This window comes from Alcanivorax sp. DP30, assembly GCF_009882945.1.
Taxonomy (GTDB): domain Bacteria; phylum Pseudomonadota; class Gammaproteobacteria; order Pseudomonadales; family Alcanivoracaceae; genus Alcanivorax.
Genome location: NZ_WTUY01000005.1, coordinates 620,109 through 638,024 on the forward strand (window position 1 = coordinate 620,109; position 17,916 = coordinate 638,024).

General features: G+C 59.0%; 18 protein-coding genes and 1 other RNA gene. 13 read left to right on the forward strand and 6 right to left on the reverse strand.

Features of this window, described 5'->3' with window-relative positions; translation table 11 throughout:
• Positions 1–2: 2 nt before the first annotated feature.
• From GQF00_RS13945 to GQF00_RS13955, 3 genes are read left to right on the forward strand one after another with little or no spacing between them, the layout of a single operon-like run.
• Complete coding sequence (locus GQF00_RS13945; RefSeq protein ID WP_161319747.1) at positions 3–1,019, forward strand: GTP-binding protein; 1,017 nt, start codon at positions 3–5, stop codon at positions 1,017–1,019.
• A 17-nt stretch (positions 1,020–1,036) separates the two neighbouring features.
• Positions 1,037–1,366: a multidrug efflux SMR transporter gene (locus GQF00_RS13950; protein WP_161319748.1), complete on the forward strand. Its 330-nt coding sequence runs from the start codon at positions 1,037–1,039 to the stop codon at positions 1,364–1,366.
• Positions 1,367–1,391: 25 nt separating this feature from the next.
• Positions 1,392–3,530 (forward strand): acetyl-CoA hydrolase/transferase family protein, encoded by a 2,139-nt coding sequence (locus GQF00_RS13955; RefSeq protein ID WP_202560535.1) that lies wholly within the window; start codon positions 1,392–1,394, stop codon positions 3,528–3,530.
• A 56-nt stretch (positions 3,531–3,586) separates the two neighbouring features.
• On the opposite strand, the gene GQF00_RS13960 is transcribed toward GQF00_RS13955, so the two are convergent.
• From GQF00_RS13960 to GQF00_RS13980, 5 genes are all read right to left on the reverse strand, one after another.
• Complete coding sequence (locus GQF00_RS13960; protein ID WP_161319750.1) at positions 3,587–4,129, reverse strand: DUF4282 domain-containing protein; 543 nt, start codon at positions 4,127–4,129, stop codon at positions 3,587–3,589.
• Positions 4,123–5,157: a DUF2804 domain-containing protein gene (locus tag GQF00_RS13965; protein ID WP_161319751.1), complete on the reverse strand. Its 1,035-nt coding sequence runs from the start codon at positions 5,155–5,157 to the stop codon at positions 4,123–4,125. The genes GQF00_RS13960 and GQF00_RS13965 overlap by 7 nt, the downstream gene beginning before the upstream one ends.
• On the reverse strand, positions 5,154–5,966 hold the full coding sequence (locus GQF00_RS13970) for a DUF1853 family protein (RefSeq protein WP_161319752.1): 813 nt from the start codon (positions 5,964–5,966) through the stop codon (positions 5,154–5,156). Before GQF00_RS13970 ends, GQF00_RS13965 begins: the two co-directional genes overlap by 4 nt.
• Positions 5,963–6,511, reverse strand: a complete 549-nt coding sequence (locus GQF00_RS13975; protein ID WP_161319753.1) for a PadR family transcriptional regulator — start codon at positions 6,509–6,511, stop codon at positions 5,963–5,965. The genes GQF00_RS13970 and GQF00_RS13975 overlap by 4 nt, the downstream gene beginning before the upstream one ends.
• Positions 6,512–6,718: 207 nt before the next feature.
• The gene (locus tag GQF00_RS13980; protein ID WP_161319754.1) at positions 6,719–7,408 is read right to left on the reverse strand and encodes a hypothetical protein; all 690 of its coding nucleotides are present in this window, start codon (positions 7,406–7,408) and stop codon (positions 6,719–6,721) included.
• 140 nt (positions 7,409–7,548) lie between these two features.
• On the opposite strand from GQF00_RS13980, the gene GQF00_RS13985 reads away from it, so the two are divergent.
• The 5 genes from GQF00_RS13985 to GQF00_RS14005 all read left to right on the forward strand — a co-directional run bounded on the left by GQF00_RS13985 (position 7,549) and on the right by GQF00_RS14005 (position 12,027).
• Positions 7,549–8,016 carry a YbjN domain-containing protein gene (locus GQF00_RS13985; RefSeq protein WP_161319755.1) on the forward strand — a complete coding sequence of 156 codons (468 nt, stop codon included), beginning with the start codon at positions 7,549–7,551 and terminating at the stop codon, positions 8,014–8,016.
• A gap of 1 nt (position 8,017) precedes the next feature.
• Positions 8,018–8,683, forward strand: a complete 666-nt coding sequence (locus GQF00_RS13990; RefSeq protein ID WP_161319756.1) for a 2OG-Fe(II) oxygenase — start codon at positions 8,018–8,020, stop codon at positions 8,681–8,683.
• A complete protein-coding gene (locus tag GQF00_RS13995; RefSeq protein WP_161319757.1) occupies positions 8,641–10,686 on the forward strand; it encodes a hypothetical protein in 2,046 nt (681 codons plus the stop codon). The genes GQF00_RS13990 and GQF00_RS13995 overlap by 43 nt, the downstream gene beginning before the upstream one ends.
• Positions 10,687–10,865: 179 nt before the next feature.
• Positions 10,866–11,315: an Hsp20 family protein gene (locus GQF00_RS14000; protein WP_161319758.1), complete on the forward strand. Its 450-nt coding sequence runs from the start codon at positions 10,866–10,868 to the stop codon at positions 11,313–11,315.
• 193 nt (positions 11,316–11,508) lie between these two features.
• Entirely contained in the window at positions 11,509–12,027 is a 519-nt protein-coding gene (locus GQF00_RS14005) for a hypothetical protein (protein ID WP_161319759.1), read from the forward strand.
• Between the two features lie 126 nt (positions 12,028–12,153).
• Here the strand turns inward: GQF00_RS14005 and gap are convergent, their stop codons facing one another.
• Entirely contained in the window at positions 12,154–13,170 is a 1,017-nt protein-coding gene (gene gap, locus GQF00_RS14010) for a type I glyceraldehyde-3-phosphate dehydrogenase (protein WP_161319760.1), read from the reverse strand.
• Positions 13,171–13,330: 160 nt separating this feature from the next.
• On the opposite strand from gap, the gene ffs reads away from it, so the two are divergent.
• The 5 genes from ffs to GQF00_RS14035 all read left to right on the forward strand — a co-directional run bounded on the left by ffs (position 13,331) and on the right by GQF00_RS14035 (position 17,892).
• Positions 13,331–13,427: signal recognition particle sRNA small type (ffs, locus tag GQF00_RS14015), an RNA gene on the forward strand.
• Between the two features lie 168 nt (positions 13,428–13,595).
• Positions 13,596–15,548 carry a DNA polymerase III subunit gamma/tau gene (dnaX, locus tag GQF00_RS14020; protein ID WP_161319761.1) on the forward strand — a complete coding sequence of 651 codons (1,953 nt, stop codon included), beginning with the start codon at positions 13,596–13,598 and terminating at the stop codon, positions 15,546–15,548.
• 90 nt (positions 15,549–15,638) lie between these two features.
• Positions 15,639–15,956: a YbaB/EbfC family nucleoid-associated protein gene (locus GQF00_RS14025; RefSeq protein ID WP_161319762.1), complete on the forward strand. Its 318-nt coding sequence runs from the start codon at positions 15,639–15,641 to the stop codon at positions 15,954–15,956.
• Positions 15,957–15,976: 20 nt separating this feature from the next.
• The gene (gene recR, locus GQF00_RS14030; RefSeq protein WP_161319763.1) at positions 15,977–16,579 is read left to right on the forward strand and encodes a recombination mediator RecR; all 603 of its coding nucleotides are present in this window, start codon (positions 15,977–15,979) and stop codon (positions 16,577–16,579) included.
• Between the two features lie 170 nt (positions 16,580–16,749).
• Complete coding sequence (locus tag GQF00_RS14035; RefSeq protein WP_161319764.1) at positions 16,750–17,892, forward strand: acyl-CoA dehydrogenase family protein; 1,143 nt, start codon at positions 16,750–16,752, stop codon at positions 17,890–17,892.
• Positions 17,893–17,916 lie beyond the last annotated feature (24 nt).

The window sequence follows — 17,916 nt, forward strand, 5'->3', positions numbered from 1 at the left end:
GCATGGACCGCATCCCGGTAGTGGTGCTGACCGGGTTCCTCGGCAGCGGCAAGACCACCCAGCTCAATGCCTGGCTGGAACAGCGGCAAGATCTGGCGGTGTTGATCAATGAGCTGGGTGACATCGGCATTGATCAGCACCTTACCCGCAAGGCAGGGGTGCCGGTGACACTGCTGGCCGGGGGATGCGTATGTTGTGTGGTGCAGGGATCACTGTCTTCCACGCTGCGTAACCTGTTCATGGCACGCAAGAATGGCGACATTCCTGAATTCTCCATGGTGGTACTGGAAACCACCGGTGCCGCAGAACCTTCCGGGGTGCTGGCGCCGCTGGAGCAGGATCCCTGGCTGCGCAAGCGATTTGTTTGCCAGTCTGTACTGACTGTGGTGGATGTGGCTGCCGGGGCGGCCTCCATTCAGCGCCACCCGGAATGCCTGGAACAGATACAGGGCGCAGATTTACTGTTGTTGTCCCGGGTGGATCAGGCAAAGAGCGATAGTCTGGTGCTGTTCAGGCAGCAGCTGTCGGCGCTTAATCCGACGGCGGAACAATTCCCAACGCCAGTCCCGCCCGATGTGCTGGATCGCCATTTTGCGCGGCGTTGCCGTGTCACCGGCCGCTTTCAATTTGCGCAGCCGCAAGCGTCATCGCTGTCGCCAATCACACAGGCAAAAAGGTCACCCTCTCGCCATCAGCTCTATAGTGCCTCTTTGGCCTGGCCTTATTCTCTCAGCTGGGAGCACTGGCAAGCGGCGCTGCGGCAACTGGCCGGCCAGTGTGGTGATGCACTGGTACGGGTGAAGGGCCTGCTGAAAGTGGAAAATCTGGATGGCCCGCTGCTGGTTCAGTGGACAGGCTCTGCCGATCCGGAGCTGACCCCCATGAATCAATGGCCGGATGAAGACACCCGTACCCGACTGGTGCTGATTGTGCGTCATGCAGACGCTGACTTTGTCCACCAACAGATGGCACACTGGAAGTCCTTGCTGTCGCAATTGCGCAGCGCACCCTCTGACTGATTCAGGGTTTCTCCTCCATGGGGTATCTCTATCTGACCATCGCCATCGTGGCGGAAGTTATCGCCACCTCGGCATTGAATGCCTCCCAGGGTTTTACCCGGCTCTGGCCTTCAGTGGTTACCGTCATCGGTTACGCCATCGCCTTCTACGCCTTGTCCCTGACTTTGCGCACCGTTCCCATGGGAATCGCCTATGCGGTCTGGGCCGGGACAGGTATCGTATTGATTGCCCTGGTGGGCCTGTTGGTCTTTGACCAGAAACCGGATCTGCCTGCGGTGATGGGGATGGGGTTAATCGTGGTGGGTGTGGTACTGGTGACGTTTGTGTCGAAAACATCCTCGCACTAGATAAGGAGTCGTCGTGACAGAACGGATGGAAAGTGTTGAGCGCGCCGTGGATGCGGTGATTGAGAAAACCGGCGGGGAGATTCGTCTCGCCATGCCCCTCGGGCTGGGTAAGCCCAATCGTTTTGTCAACGCGCTTTACCGCCGTGTGGAGCAGGACTCGAGCCTGTCGCTGGATATCTTTACTGCCTTGTCTCTGGGCCGGCCCGGGGCAGGTAGCGAGCTGGAAAAACGTTTTCTGGAGCCCTTTGCCGACCGCGTGTTTGGTGATTATGAAGAACTGGCCTATCTCAAGCCCGTTAAGAAAAACGCGTTACCGGACAATATCCGGGTGTATGAATTCTTTTTTCAACCCGGCAGCATGCTCGGCAGCGACAGTGCCCAGCAGCATTACATTTCCAGCAACTATACCCATGTGGCGCGGGATCTGAACGCCCGCGGGATCAATGTGGTGGCGCAACTGCTGGCCCACCGTAATGTGGATGGCGCAGACGAGTACAGCTTTGCCTGCAACCCGGAAGTGACCCTGGATTTGATGCCGTTGTTGCTGGCCCGTCGGGAAGCGGGAGAAACCATCATCTCGGTGGGACAGGTACATCGCGATTTGCCCTTCATGGAAAACGATGCCCGAGTGGACGACTGGTTGCCGCACATGGATATGGTGGTCGATGACCCGGACGGCCATACCCGTCTGTTCAGCACCCCAAACATGCCGGTCAACATACAGGATCATTTCGTCGGGCTTCACGCCAGCACGCTGATCCGTGACGGCGGAACCTTACAGATCGGTATTGGTGCCCTGGGTGATGCACTGGTGCATCACCTGCGGCTGCGTGACCAGGATAATGAGCGTTACCTGCAGCCTCTGAATGCATGGGGACTGCCGGCCACCCAGCAGCAGATGATTGCTGCGGAAGGCGGCACTGAGGCATTCCGGGAAGGCCTGTATGGATGCAGTGAAATGGTTACGCATGGCCTGCTGCAATTAGTGCATGACGGGATTATTCGCCGCCCGGTGTATGACTGGGAGGCCCTGCAGCAGCTGGAAATGCACGAACCGGTACTGCCCGGGTTAGCCTTGCTGGACGCCCTGAGAGAGCAATCCGCCATCAGCCGCCGTCTGGATCGCGCGCAGCTGCGTACCCTCAAGCGCTTCGGCATTTTTCGCGATAACGTCAGCAAGCACGGTGACCAGCTGGAGTTGCCTAATGGGGTGAAGGTAGCCAATGATCTGGATGACCGCACCACCCGTGAGGCCCTGAAAGCGGTGTTCGGGGACCGTCTGCGCGGCGGTATCGTTATGCACGGCGGGTTCTTTCTCGGTCCCAGGGCGTTCTATCAGCGATTGCGGGACATGGAACCTGCACAGCGCGCTGCTATCAATATGACCCGCATCAGCTTTGTGAATCATCTTTACGGCGAAGAAGGGCTCAAGCGCCTGCAGCGCCAGGATGCACGTTTTGTGAATACCGCCTTTACCGTCACCCTGCTGGGTGCCGGTGTGGCAGATCAGGTGGATGATGGTCGGGTGTTGAGTGGTGTGGGGGGGCAGTACAATTTTGTCAGTCAGGCCCACGAACTGGATCGGGCCCGTTCTATCCTCATGGTTCGTGCCTGGCGGGAACGGGCCAGCGAAGCCATGAGCAATGTGGTCTTTGGTTATGCCCACAACACGATTCCCCGACACTTGCGTGATGTGGTGGTGACGGAATACGGCGTGGCGGATCTGCGTGGCAAGACCGATGAAGAAGTGGTCATGGCCATGCTGAACGTGTCAGATAGTCGCTTTCAGGTCAGCCTGATGGAAGAGGCCCAGGCCGCAGGCAAACTGCGCAAGGATTACCAGATACCCGAACCGCATCGCCGGAATAATCCAGAGCATTTACACGAGATTGCCGCCCGGTGTGGCGAGACCAGCTTCCCGTTATTCCCGCTCGGCGCAGATTTCACCGAAACGGAGCAGCGGCTTCTCAAGGCTCTGACCTGGCTGAAGGAAAAAGTCAGTCACAAGGAATATATGGAATTGGGCAACAAGGCTCTGTTCCATGAAGGTAGCGAAACCGAATTTGCCGAAGAGCTCGCGCGAATGGGGCTGAAGAAACCGGATGGAGTGAAAGAGCATGTGTACCAGCGGCTGCTGCTCACTGCCCTTGAAGTGGTGATCTAGAAGCTGGAATCCAGGCCAGGAGGGGGAGGGCAGACGCCTCCCCCTGAAGCTGGCATTTACTCCGACTTGTCCTGCTTGTCCTTATCCTTGCGATTCTCATCCCTGCGAGCAGTCTTGCCGGTTTTCGGATCGATTGAGCGACCTGACAGCACTCGCCAGAACGGGATGCGCCGGGTTACCGAGACCATCTCATCCACCGTGTCACCAATGCCGGAAAGGCGGTCCACGGTATCGCGTAACCCGACCAGCTCATCCACGTGTTCTGAAATCTTGAACACCACCATGTAGAACTCGAGCAGGGCGCGTAGCACGGAGGCCAGCACCAGGAACGTCACCGGGGCGGCGATAAAGAAATAGAACAACCCTCGCCAGGTGGAAGCCATGAACGCTTCCACGCACAGGTATAACAGGCCCATGCCAATGGCGGTCAGGGCGATGCCATACACCCCCGGCAGTACCTGGATGATCATGTATTTGTCGAAGCGGAAATTGAACAGTTCTCGCCAGTACTGAACGATCCAGAAAATGCCGCGCCGCAGCTTTTCGTTCACTTTTTCCTGGTGAATATCCTGTGGTTCCTGATTGTTGTTTTCTACCATTTTGCGTATTGCTCCTCGACAAAACCATAGCGGCTATTGATGGCAATGGTGCTGCCGTCATCCAGACGTAGCTGGCCATCAAAACGACCGAAAAGTTGGTTGAAATTACTGGCGAACAAACCGAGATTGAGGCGCTCGCGATGGTTGCCGCTTGGGGTAAACGTCAGTTCGACGCGGCCGCACAGGCTGCGGATACGCCAGGGTTGCATCAGATCATCGCGGTGGTAATCAAACATGACTCCACCGGTGGGGATCAGCGTGTCATCCACCCACAGACAGTTTTCCGAAAAGGTGGTTTCATTCACGCCACAGGACAGGTTGAGACCAATGCGTTTTCCTTCTGCCTGGGTGGACAGGCAGGCCCAGTTCCAGAATGTCTCACGGCGCATGTAACCGGCCGAAAAATCATGGTGGCCGCAGGCATCCAGCGCTTCCAGGCACTGCGATTCACCTTTGCGGGTCAGGGTGCCGGTCACTGTCTTGCCGGCAACCTTGTTGGCGTAAACCCAGCCATTCACCCCGGTGCGTGTGCACAGGGACATGGGCTGGTAGTGATTCCCTTCGGACATGGTGGCCTGCAGCTGCAGGTCATCAAGGGTAACGGACAGGGTTTTGGTCAGGGTGTTGTTGTGTTCCTGATAGCCCAGTTCGATCTGAACGCCTTTCTGGCGGAAGTGACTGCTGCCCTGGCGGGGTGAGCTGGACATCTGCAGATCCCGTCCCAGCGGCGAGCGCCACGTGTATTCCTTCAGCGTGCCGGTACGCGGCTCGAAAATATAGAAAAACGCCATGCCAAGCCAGGCGGTATGGGCCAGTGCGCAGCCTGCCAGCAGCTCATCACTGATAATGCCGAAATACTGAAATTGCTTGTAATGGAAATGCCGCGCCATGGCGCTGGCACGGTTGCCCATGGGAGTGCGGTAATCGGCATCGCGACCATTAACCTGTGACACCGTGTCGGGAAAAACGCCCAAGGCGACCTGTCCCCGGTCATCAACCAGAGAGAGGGGTTGAGGTTGAAAATTCATGAATTTGGCCAGCTGACTGGAACGATGAAACCCGGCTCAGGACGCAATGCTGAGAGCACCATAAGCGGGCGTGACTGCGACTCAACATAGTCAATCAGTTCTGGGGTATCAATAGAAGTGGTACTTTTGTCCGACATTATTGGCAGTGGCCAGTTTTTCTTATCAATGACGTGCCAGCATTGTTGAGGCAGGCTGTGGGTGGGTAGCCACCAGCCTCTTTCATGCTGCGGATGACGGGGCGGTGAGTCTGGATGTCCCTTACGATAAAACAGTCGCCCACGCGTGAGCAGGGCCTGGCCGTCAACCCGCAGGCCGCGTTGGGCCAATAATTGTTGGCACTCCGGCAGGGTGCTGCGAGGCAATTGTTGTTCCACCAGATGCCGGTATTTACGCGCCAGGGTGTCGCGACTGTTGGGCCCATACCAGTGGTCTGCGGTGCCAAGATAAAACTTCAGGGCCAGCTCCCAATGCCAAAGCTTGCCGCTGTCGCGGTCGCGCACCAGCATGTCGAGTTCGCCCAGAGTAGCCTGTTCGTGACGTATTGGCAGGTTGCGGTCCACCAGCTCCAGCCCTTCACTGACTGTGACCAGTGCTGCGACCCATTGCTCAAAGGCCAGCCCGAGGCGCTGGGGTGGGTTGAGATCGTCTAGCCATGCTACGGCTTTACCGATCAGGCCGGGGTCCCTGAGCCATTCGCGTTTCAGCAGAGCGCCTGCATCCTCGAAAGGGGTGCAGGGGATCAGGGGCGGGGCCTGTATCAACCAGACGAGCTGATTGAACAGTGCCCCGGCCACGGCAATGGGGATCATGCAGAGGTGGGCAGATTTTCCCGTTTGTGCAGTTCGCTACGGACCTCGTCTGCCCAGCTCAGCCAGGCCTGCTGGTCGAGAATGCCGCGGCGCAAGGTCAAATAGGTGTACATGTCCTTTTCGGTATTGCGCTCCGACAGAGCCAGGGCAAGCGCTTCGAAGGTACTCAGACGTTCCCGGCGCAGGTCAGCCTGGTCTTCCAGTTCCCGCAATACGGCGGAAGGTTCACTCAAGGCGCCGCCGGCAATCTTCACCATGAAGGAATCACGAATGCGGGGGGGCGCTGCGGGTTTGCGCAACCAGCGAATCAGTTCATCGCGGCCGGTGTCGGTGATGCGGTAAAGCTTTTTGTCGGGCTTGCCGTCCTGGGGAATGTGACGGTACTTGACCATGTCCTGTTCGTTTAGTTTGCCAAGTTCCAGATAGATCTGTTGATGGGTGGCATTCCAGACCAGCCCGATACTGTTGGCAAATTCGCGAGCGAGGTCATAACCGCTGGCTTCTTGATCTTGTAGCAATACAAGTATGGCATGGCGCAAAGACACGGCTCACTCCTCGTCCTGATTAAATATGGCGAATACCAATTGATAGTAGAGAGCCGTGTTATTGCTGCGCAATCCGTTGAATAAGTAGATTTGTAAAAAGTTGGTGAAGTTGCCCTTCAGTACTTTTCCTGTGTAAGTATTTGTTATTAAAAGACGTGCAGTCTGTAGGGCGAGTTATTCAGTCGGCAACCGCAGGTTGGCGCACTGTCAACGGTGTCGATCCTCGAACGCCATCAGCATACTGGCCTGATACTGTGACGAAGCCGTGAGCTGATCGTTATCCAGTTTGGGGATCAGGTTGTGGATCAGGCTGCGGGACGCCTTGCGGGTGGTTTCTACCCCCACGCTGGCCAGCTTGCGCAGTACTGGGCCAAACCCCAGTAATGCCATGGGTTTTTCGAAGTACCAGTTGATGGCCTCATCAGTCACTTCCAGCAGGTACTCCTCAAGTTCCCTGCGCGCTTCCACATAGTCGCCGTTGGCGCACAGGTCGGGGAGATTGTTGCCCTTGATAGCCAGGCTTTCGCTCACGGGAAAAGCCACGTACCAGCCTTCGCCTTCCGTTCCGGGCTGGCGAACGGCATCCATGTACTCGGCGGCTGCCTTGTTCTGCTTCAGGTCCATTTTCTTTGCGCTGCGGCCGATCACGATTGAGGAGGCCTTGTTGATCGTCTGACAGGTCATGTTGACCACCCGGAACAGGCTCGAAGACAGCCCGGCAGCTTCTGCGGCGCGAACCATGAAGGCCTGCAGGGCCTCATCAAGGAAAATAGCCATGATGGACTCGATTTCCCGGGGTTCGGGTTTGCTGGCACCACCTCTCATGCGGGTGATGAAACCCTCGGTTTTCGTGTGCAGGGTGTCGCTGGACAGGAAGGCCACGTGGGGAATTGTCATTATTGTTCTCCTCAAACTGGAAGAAAAGGATGATACGCATGGGCTTTCGCCGACCCAATGACCAAAATTGCCGGGTTTCTATTCCTTTTTGATTGCTGATAGCTGATGATTCGCGGCCATTGCCGGACAAGGGAGAAATCATGTTAGGCGTTGTTCAGGCTGATGCGAACCAGATCAAGCAGTGGTTGCAGCAAGCCAATATCCAGCACTATATCTGCGAGCATTGTCATGGCCTGCATCTTTCCGAGTTGCAGGGACGTGAAGGCGTGGTCGATGCACGCCTGTTTGTGGAAGACGATGGCGTACTGCTGACCACAGAACTGGAAGTTCGTCCGGCTGCGCTTTTTGCCGTGCAGGCCGAACTCAGCCGCCTCAATATGGCGTACCCGTCAGTAAAGCTGTTCCTGGATGTGAACGATGACTCCCTGCCGCGGCTGGTGGCCTGTGATCTGTTGCTGAGCCGAAGGGGCATCAGTTTTGAGCAGTTCATTTATTTTGTTCAGGCCACCGTTGACGCGACCTTGCAGCTGATGGACGAATGTCAGGAATACAACTGGCTGATCTGGCCTGACGAATTCGACAGCGGTCCCGGTGAGGCGCTGCACTGAGATGCAGGACAGCGCGGATCTCGTTGGCGGGGTAGGAGGGGGGCACCTTGATGGTCTGGTCGAGGGGCTGGTGCGTGACAGCTTTGCAGTGTCACCCGGCTTTGCCCCGCTTTCTCTGGTGCGCGCTTTGCGCAAGGAAGCCCGGGAACGTGATCGTCTGGGCGAGTTCCGCCTTGCAGGCATTGGCCGTCGTCAGGATTACCAGAAAGACACCCGTATTCGCAGTGACCGAACCTGTTGGTTGAAGGGCGACACCCTGGCCCAGTGCCAGTGGCTGGAATATATGGAAGCGTTGCGTATGGCTGTGAACCAGTCCCTGTTTATGGGGCTGTTTGAGCTGGAATCGCATTTTGCCATTTACGGGCCGGGTGATTATTACCAGCGCCACATGGATGCGTTCAACGGTAACAACGGTCGTTTGTTGTCCGTGGTGTTGTACCTGAATGAAGGCTGGCAGAGTGACTGGGGTGGGCGCTTGCGTGTCTGGCCGGGCCCGGATGCCACCAGCATTGCCACCGAGGTAGAGCCCCGTGCAGGCACCCTGGTAGCCTTCCTCAGCGAGAAAATCCCTCACGAAGTCTTGGCAGCCACCCACGAACGCTACAGTATTGCGGGATGGTTTCGATGCAACAACACTACCGCCGACTGGCTCGATCCGCCGCGCTGATTCTGGCAGGCCTGCTGTTTGCAGGTGCCGTGCACGGGCAATTGTGTGCGGAGCCCGGGCGTGACGGTTCCTCGCCGGTGGGCGCGGTGGTCAATACCTACTTTACCGGGCCCGATTCCCAGGTGCTCACTGCCGGAACGCGTTCCTTCACGCTGAGCCGCGCCCGCGGTGCGTCCCCACTGATGCCCGGCGATCTTGCGCTGCTGCTGCAGGTTCAGGGCGCCACCATCCTCACCCACAATGATGCCCGTTACGGCCGGCTGCAGAGTCACCAGCTGCACGCTGAATGGGTACGTATCGAACAGCTGGAAGGCAGCACCCTGCGGGTGCGTGGTGGTGGCGCTGGCGGCGGCCTGTTGCACAGTTATGTCAATCAGCCAGCGAGCAAGCAGCAGGGCCGGTTTCGCTGGCAGCTGATCCGGGTTCCCCAGTACGACACCTTGGCGTTGACACAGGACCTCAATGCGTTGCCCTGGGATGGGTATACCGGTGGGGTTCTGGCTCTGGATGTACGCCGCAAGTTATCTCTCAATGGCCATCAGCTGGATGTGTCAGCGAGTGGATTACGGGGCGCTCCGGCGTTGTCGTTGCTGGGCGCGCTGGGTAGCCCGGACGACTGGCGCTATACCAGCCCTGGCGAGGCAGACCGCAAGGTGGCCTATGGCCATCATGCCAGCAAGGGAGAAGGCATTGCCGGTACCCCGGTATTGTTGTTGCCGTCCGAGCAGGGCTACCCGTCAGGAGACATGGCGCGGGGAGCACCGGCCACGGCGGGCGGGGGGGGCAACGCGCTGGATCTTTCCCACCGGGCACTGGCCAGTGGAGGAGGTGGTGGCAACGGCCGGGCAGGGCAGGATGGTCTGCCCGAGAGCGGCGGCGGCAAGGGCGGTGCCACTGCCCCTGCCGGGTTGCGCCTGGGCAGCGGTGGCGGTGCCGCCGCCCGTAGCAAGGGGGACGGCGGTGATGGAGGCAATGGCGGCGGTTTGCTGCTGGTGAGAGCGGCCGGCCTGCTGGGGCCGGGGACGCTATCCCTTGCGGGTGCCAGTGGAACGGTGGCTGGCCGGGCGGGCGGTGGAGGCGGCAGCGGAGGCTCGCTTTGGCTGGATATGCCGGCGGGCTCGCTGTTGCCGGTGACCCTGGATCTGGCGGGTGGAAAGGGGGCTGCCGGTGGAGGCGCCGGTGGCGCAGGACAGCGCCTGGCAGCCGCTGCCCAACCCTGGCCAGGATTCGCGATATTGGCTGTGCCCGGGGCGCAAGGGGGCTACCAGTGCCGGCCCGCCGGACATTGGGTGTCTGGTCTGGTGTTCGAAGATAACGGCGCAGGCAAGCCGTCCGGGGCCTTTAATGGCAAGCAAGATGATGGCGAGCAGGTTTTGCCCGGCGTGCCGTTCGTGCTGAAGGACAGCAAGGGGCTTGAGCTGCAGGCCGCCAGCGGAAAATCCGGTGGCATCAGTCTGCGGCTGTCGGAGGCACAGAGTCAGGGCCAGGCCATGACGCTGTCGGCGGCCTTGCCGGAAAAGTACCTGCTGCCGCGAGTACCGGATATCCAGGGCGTAGCGGGTCAGCACCAGGGCCAGAAAGTGAGCTGGCCCCTGACTGCCCAGCCGGATCGCCATTCCGGGCCTCTGAATCTCGCTCTGGTGACAATGCCACTATGGCAGGCACCAGCTACCCAGCGGGTCGCTGCGGGGGGCAAGGCAGTGGTGACCTTCCGCTATCACGCCACGCTTTCGGGTGAGGTGCGATTCATCAGCGAGACTCATGGTGTGAGTGGTTTGCTCATGGATCGAGCCTGTTCTGGTAATAGTGAGCGCTGGAACAGCGGCAGCAGCCCCCGCTGGACGGTCACCGCAGGGGAACAATTGTGTGTGCGCGTGCCGGTGGCGGTTGCGGATCAGCCTCTGGCGCTAGCGGTGAGTGCAGAGACCTATCCTGCCGGGGCACCGCAGGGCTTTGAGGTGCCCGTCTTGCAGGCGATTACCCGGCTCACCATTGCCCGTTGACCCGCTCTGTTACGCGCACTTGAAAAGCGTTTTTCCGTCCCCATTTCTGGTTTTGTGACAAGACCGGTCTGAAGCGTTCTGCCACTCACGGCAGGCGCTTTCTGTCACGCGAATCTGATTGTTAACCATGATGCAGTGGATGCTTGCGGGGTCTGCTGTGGCTGATGAGGATGAGTGTGATGAATACAGGTTTTTCCCTTGCGCCCCTGTTCCGCCATTCGGTGGGATTCGACCGCTTTGATGAATTGCTGGATGCTGCCCTGCGTGCGGACCAGTCCAGCAGTTACCCCCCCTATGACATTATTCGCGAAAGCGATGGCCGCTATCGCATCGTGATGGCGGTGGCAGGTTTCCGGCGCAGTGATATCGAGATTACCGTTCAGGAAAACGAGCTGCGTATCCGTGGTGGTCTGCCCAGCCAGCAGGATGACGAGCGAACCTGGTTGCATCGGGGCATCGCTCGCCGTGCTTTCGAGCGTACCTTCAAGCTGGCCGACCATGTTGAAGTGGCCTCGGCGGGACTGGATGACGGTTTGCTGACAGTGACCCTGGAGCGGGTTGTGCCGGAGGAAAAAAAGCCGCGCATTATCCCTGTGGATGGAGAGGCTGCACCTACAAAAAGCAATTAATCGCTAACAGTTTGTGACGCGAATTTTGTGACACAGTAAAGGGGTCGGGCAGACCCCTTTTTGCTAATTTGGATTTGCAGAAAGCGGTTTCTGGCTTGTCCGGCAGGGCAGTCAGCCCCGCCTCAAGCGCCTCCGACCCCTGATCAGGACGATCAGGAGCGACCCCATTGTCAGCCATAGGGAGCGGCAAGCAATGAAACGACTCTATTACTTCACCAAGTCACTGGCCTCAGTGAAGGGCATCACCAACGAGCTTCAGCAGGTCGGTATCGGTGAGAACCACCTCCATGTCATGGGTAATGACACCATGGCCATTGCCCAGGCCCATGTTCACGGTACTACTCCCTGGGAAGAGACCGACATCATGCACTCCGGTTTTGTCGGTGCGCTTGCCGGTATGGGGATCGGACTGCTGTCCGGTTTTCTGCTGGCAGGCATGGATCCTTGGGGAATGCAGCTCGATACCGGTGCGATAATCGGTGCGACCCTGTTTGGCACCTGTTTCGGCGCCTGGCTCGGCGGTTTGCGTGGCGTCTCCAGCCAGAATCATCATCTGACACCCTATATGGACAGGGTGATGGAAGGTGACTACCTGATGATGGTTGATGCCGACGATGATAATCAGGCGGGCAAGATCGAGAGGGTCATGGCTGGTCATCGTCATGAAGCCGAAGAAGCCGGCCGCGAAGAGCACTTCAGCCCCTTCGACTGATTACGTTTGAGCTCTTACGCAAAAGACGAACGGTGGGGTTGCCTCAGAGGACACACAGACCAGACTGACTGTTTCCCAGCGGTCTGGGTGTCCTCTTCAGCGCTTCAGTGCTCTGCGGTGAACAGGCTAGAGCTGCATCCAGTAGTCCGCCACATCCAGCATACGCTGACTGAACCCCCATTCATTGTCGTACCAGGCCAGTAACTTGGTTTGCTGGCCGATCTGTCGTGTGTGGTTGGTATCGACAATGCAGGAGAAGGGCTGGTGATTGAAGTCTCCGGACACCAGCGGGATGTGGTTGATCGCCATGACGCCCTGCAGTGGGCCATGGGCAGCATTGCTGAGCGCCTCGTGGATTTCCTCCATGCTGGCCGGCTTGTCCAGCAGTACGGTCAGATCCGTTAGTGACACGTTCAGCGTTGGTACCCGCACCGCCAGCCCATCCAGCCTGCCAGCCAGGTGGGGAAGCACCTTGCCCACAGCCTTCGCCGCACCGGTACTGGTGGGGATCATGTTCACCGCAGCCGCCCGCGCCCGCAACAAATCGCCGTGGGCCTTGTCCACCAGATTCTGATCATTGGTGTAACTGTGGATGGTGGTCATCAGTCCTTGCCGGACGGTAAAGGTCTGATCAAGCACATCCACCAGCGGCGCCAGACAGTTGGTGGTGCAGGACGCATTGGAGACAATCCTGTGCTCTGCACTCAGGCTCGCATGGTTCACCCCGTAGACCACCATGGCATCGGCATCTTCCACCGGATAACTGCACAGCACGCGCGGTGCCCCGGCCGTGAGATGCTCCTGCAGCGCGGCGCGTGTCTTGAATTTGCCGGCACACTCGATCACCAGATCCGGTTTGAGACTTTGCCAGGGCAGGTCGGACAATTCCTTGTGGGAAGAACAGGGAACGCGATGGCCATCGATTTCCAGATAACCGTTATCGTAATGGACGGAGTGCTCCCAGCGGCCGTGGGTGCTGTCGAAGGCCAGCAAGTGGGCCAGCACCTTGAAATCTGCCAGGTCATTGATGCCGACAAGAGTAAAGCGGTCTCCTGCCGGGTGGTCGCTGAGGGCGCGGACAATACAACGCCCGATGCGGCCGAAGCCGTTGATGGCAATGCGAATTTGTCCTTTTCCAGCCATGGTGCAGTCTCCGTCTACCCCGATATTTCAGTGTAGACCTGTGCGGGTGTTGATCAAGCTTTGTTCAGACGAACGGCAGCGTCTTGCAAAGCAACATCGCTTTGTCGCACAATGCGCCCTCGCTTCGTGGCCGCCAGGCCCGTGCGCGTTATGGTCGACCCGTCGGTCCCCCCGCAACGACAAGCTGTAAACCCCGCCAGGCCCGGAAGGGAGCAACGGTAGCAGTGGACTCGTGTGCCGGGGTGTGGCTGGCGGGAAGACCTCCTAATTTCGCTTCCCCTTCCTCGTTTCACGCAAAACCCAAATCCCGCTCCAGATTCGCACAACCTGCTCCTTGCACTGTCCTCCTTTCGGGAACTTCGCTAGCATAAGCGGCTGAATTTCAATTCCTTTGTCTTGGTGGCCAAGAAAGCCGCTGGAGTGCTATGAGTTATCAGGTTCTTGCCCGCAAATACCGTCCCCGCACCTTTGATGAACTGGTGGGGCAGGAGCATGTCTCGCGGGCCCTGATGCATGCGCTGGATCAGGATCGTCTGCACCACGCCTATCTGTTTACCGGTACCCGTGGGGTGGGCAAGACCACCATCGCGCGGATCCTGTCGCGCTGCCTCAATTGCGAGCAAGGTGTCAGTGCCCGTCCCTGTGGTGTCTGTCCCACCTGCCTGGAAATCAACGAAGGCCGCTTCGTGGATCTGATTGAGGTGGATGCGGCCAGCCGGACCAAGGTGGAAGACACCCGCGAGCTGCTGGACAACGTGCAGTACGCGCCTACCCGGGGTCGTTACAAGGTGTACCTGATCGATGAGGTGCACATGCTCTCGGCGCATTCCTTCAATGCACTGCTCAAGACCCTGGAAGAGCCACCGCCCCATGTGAAGTTCCTGCTTGCCACCACTGATCCGCAGAAGCTGCCGGTGACAGTGCTGTCACGCTGTCTGCAGTTCAGTCTCAAGGCCCTGCCGCCGGAGCAGATTGCCGGTCACCTGAAGGCGCTGCTGGACAAGGAAATGATCCGTTATGACGAGCCGGCACTGTTATCTCTGGGCAGGGCCGCGCAGGGCTCCATGCGCGATGCCCTCAGCCTGACAGACCAGGCCATTTCCTTTGGCGGAGAACAGCTGGGCAGTGAGGCCGTCAATGCCATGCTCGGCACCGTGGATCGCAATCACGTGCTGACTTTGCTGGTGGCGCTGGCGGAACAGGAATCGGGAGGCGTACTCAAGGCGCTGGCGTCGGTGTGTGAACACAGCCCCGGTGAGCTGGCGCTGCTGGATGAACTGATCAGCCAACTGCACCAGATTGCGGTGTGTCAGGCGGTGCCCGGTGAGGCGGACGAGACCCTGATCAAGCTGGCTGCTGCGCTGACTGCAGAACAGGTACAGCTCTATTACGATGTGGCCCTGCGTGGTCGTCGTGACCTGCAGGATGCCCCGGATACCCGTGCGGCGCTGGAAATGTTGCTGCTGCGGATGGTGCTGTTTACTCCGAAAGGTGTGCTGCCCGCCCAGGGGGGCGGCGCAGCCCCTGCAAAAAAGCCTGAACCGCAAGCGCCGTCGGCTGAAGCCGATGGTCGTCCTGACTTGCGGGCTTTGCTGGATACTCCGAAGCCGGCCACGGTGGCGGCGCAGCCTGCGTCCCGGCCGGCGGCAAATCCGCAGCCACAACCGGCACCGACCCAGCCCCAGTCGGTGAATCAGGCGCCGGCCCCCGCGCCTGCCTTGGCGGCCAGTGAGCCCTCGCAAACGGTGGCCTCGGCACCGGCGCAGGATACCCCGCCCTGGGAAGAGGACGTCCCCCCCTGGGAAGACGAGCCGGCCAGTGGACAACAGCCTGAGGCAGTGAGCCCGGAGGCCGCACCGCAAGAGTCCCAGGCTGAAGCTCAATCAGGGGAACAAAGCGGGAACCCGGATAATGGGCAGCCAGCTACGCCGACCGCAGAACCTGAGACACCGCTGGCGCCCCTGCCTGAACCCACAAGCGAAGCGGAAGTGGCCACCTGGTGGGCGGCGTTGCTGCTGCGGCTGGATCTGGATGGCACGGTGCGCAATATCGCCCGCAATGCGGTGCTGGTCAGTCGTGAACAGCACATCTGGACCCTGCGTATCAGCACTGGTCATCAGGTGTTGGTCAACCGTGAACGTCTCGATGAATTGTCAGCGGCCCTTGAAAATTATTTCCAGCGCCGCATCCAGGTTCAGGTGGAGTATGAGCAGAAGGCCGGGGATACCCCGGAGCTGATGGCCGAAGCCAAACGTCAGGAAATCCTGGCGGACGCAATACACACCCTGCACCAGGATCCGGTGGTGCAGCAGCTGGTGGGCCGCTTCAACGGCCGCCTGGACGAAGACAGCGTGACCCCGAAACAGACAGTAGAATAGTGATGCCCGACGCCTGACCCCGCGACACTTTTGTGTTTCAGCGTTGCGGATTCGGCGCCCAGCGCCAGGCGTATTTATTTGGAGACCCCCATGGACTTTGATATCAATTCTCTCATGCAGCAGGCCCAGGCCATGCAGGAGAAAATGAAGAAAATGCAGGAAGAGGCCGCCAACGCGGAAGTCACTGGCGAAGCCGGCGCGGGCCTGGTCAAGGTGACCATGAATGGTCGCCATGATGTGAAATCCGTGAGCGTGGATGACTCGCTGATGAGCGAAGACAAGGAATTACTGGAAGACCTGCTGGCTGCTGCAGTGAACGATGCCGTGCGTCGGGTGGAAAAACAGCAGCAGGACAACATGCAGAACATGGCCGGTGGTTTCCCGTTTCCGCCTGATTTCAAACTCTAGTCCCTCTTTAGGATTTTGCCTTGAAGCACGCACCCCTGGTTGACCAGTTAATCAATGCCTTCACTTGCCTGCCCGGCGTGGGGCCGCGTTCTGCCCAGCGCATGGCCTATGCCCTGCTGGACCGTGGGCGTGAGCAGGGGCGCCGGCTTGGTGATGCACTCCATGCGGCCATGGACGGCGTGCAGCACTGTCAGCGCTGTCGTAATTATGCAGAAGCGGAGTTGTGTCCCATCTGCGAGAGCCCAAAGCGGGATGCTTCGCTGATCTGCATCGTTTCTACCCCTGCCGATGTGTTGGCGTTTGAGCAGTCAGGAGAATACCTTGGACACTATTTTGTGCTGATGGGGGAGTTGTCACCACTGGATGGCATCGGACCCCGGGAGTTGGGGCTCGATGTGCTGGAGCAGCGTCTCCAGGGCGGGGAAATTCGCGAGCTGATCCTGGCCACCGGCACCACCGTGGAAGGCGAAGCCACCGCGCATTATGTACTGGATCTGGCTCAGGATGCCGGGGTACAAGTGACCCGTATCGCCCAGGGCGTGCCCATGGGCGGCGATCTGGAATTTGTCGATGGCGCCACCCTGGCCCAGGCACTGCGCGCGCGCCGACCGTTCGAAAGCTGAATCCCCCATGACAAGCCCGTTGCAGGCGTTTTCTGACAAACGCCTGCGGCAAATCCCGTTCCGTTCAATCCACATAACCTTTTCGGGTGTATAGCCTTTCTCCCTGCCTCTCTGCTAAGGTCTGACCAAGCAAGCGCTTGGTTAATATCGTGACTAGAGAGGGAGCCCCTGTGAGCGCACTGGAATACTTCAATGAAACCCACCAGATGGTGCGGGCAACAGTTAAAAAATTTGTGGAACGGGAGATTCTTCCCCATGTTGATGACTGGGAAGAGGCTGGCGAGTTTCCCCGTGAGCTTTACGGGAAGGCGGCAGAGGCCGGGATTCTTGGTATCAATGCGCCGGAGCAATACGGTGGCACGGGTGAGGATGTGTTCATGAAGGTGGCGGCCTGTGAGGAGCTGGTACGTTGCTCTTCGGGAGGCCTGTGCGCCAGCCTGGGTTCACTGGATATCGGCCTGCCGCCAGTGTGGAAGTGGGGCAGCGAGGCCATGAAGGAGAAAGTAATTCCCGAAGTGATCGGTGGCGAGAAGATCTCTGCCCTGGCGATCACCGAACCCAACGGGGGGTCTGACGTGGCCAACCTGCGGACCCGCGCGGTCCGTGATGGTGATCACTATGTGGTAAACGGGTCCAAGACCTTTATCACCAGTGGTGTGCGGGCGGATTACTACACTGTAGCGGTGCGCACCGGTGATCAAGGCTACGGGGGTATCAGCCTGCTGCTTGTCGAGAAGGGCACACCGGGCTTCAGCGTTGGCCGTAAGCTGAAAAAGATGGGTTGGTGGGCCTCCGATACGGCAGAGCTGTTCTTCGAGGACTGCCGGGTGCCGGCGGAGAACCTGATTGGCCCGGAGAATGGTGGCTTCTACTGCATCATGAGCAACTTCCAGATGGAGCGCCTGATTCTGGCGGTGACGGCCAACAGCACCGCCCAGCTGGCCCTGGATGAGTGCCTGCGCTATGTGAAGGAGCGGGAAGCCTTTGGCCGTCCGCTGGCCGGTTTTCAGGTCACTCGTCACAAGCTTGCGGAAATGGCTACCGACATCAAGGCGAGTACGGAGTTTACTTACCGGGTGGCGGCAAAAATTGCTGCCGGAGAGAACTGCGTGCTGGATGTGTCCATGGCCAAGAATGTGGCGACTCGCTGTTCCGACCGTGTGACCTATGATGCGGTGCAGTTATTTGGTGGCAGCGGCTACATGCGCGGCACCATCGTTGAGAGGCTATTCCGCGATAACCGTATTCTTTCCATTGGCGGCGGCACTCACGAGATCATGAATGAGGTAATTGCGAAGCAGATGGGGTTGTGAGGGAACCGTTAAGTAACGAGTAAC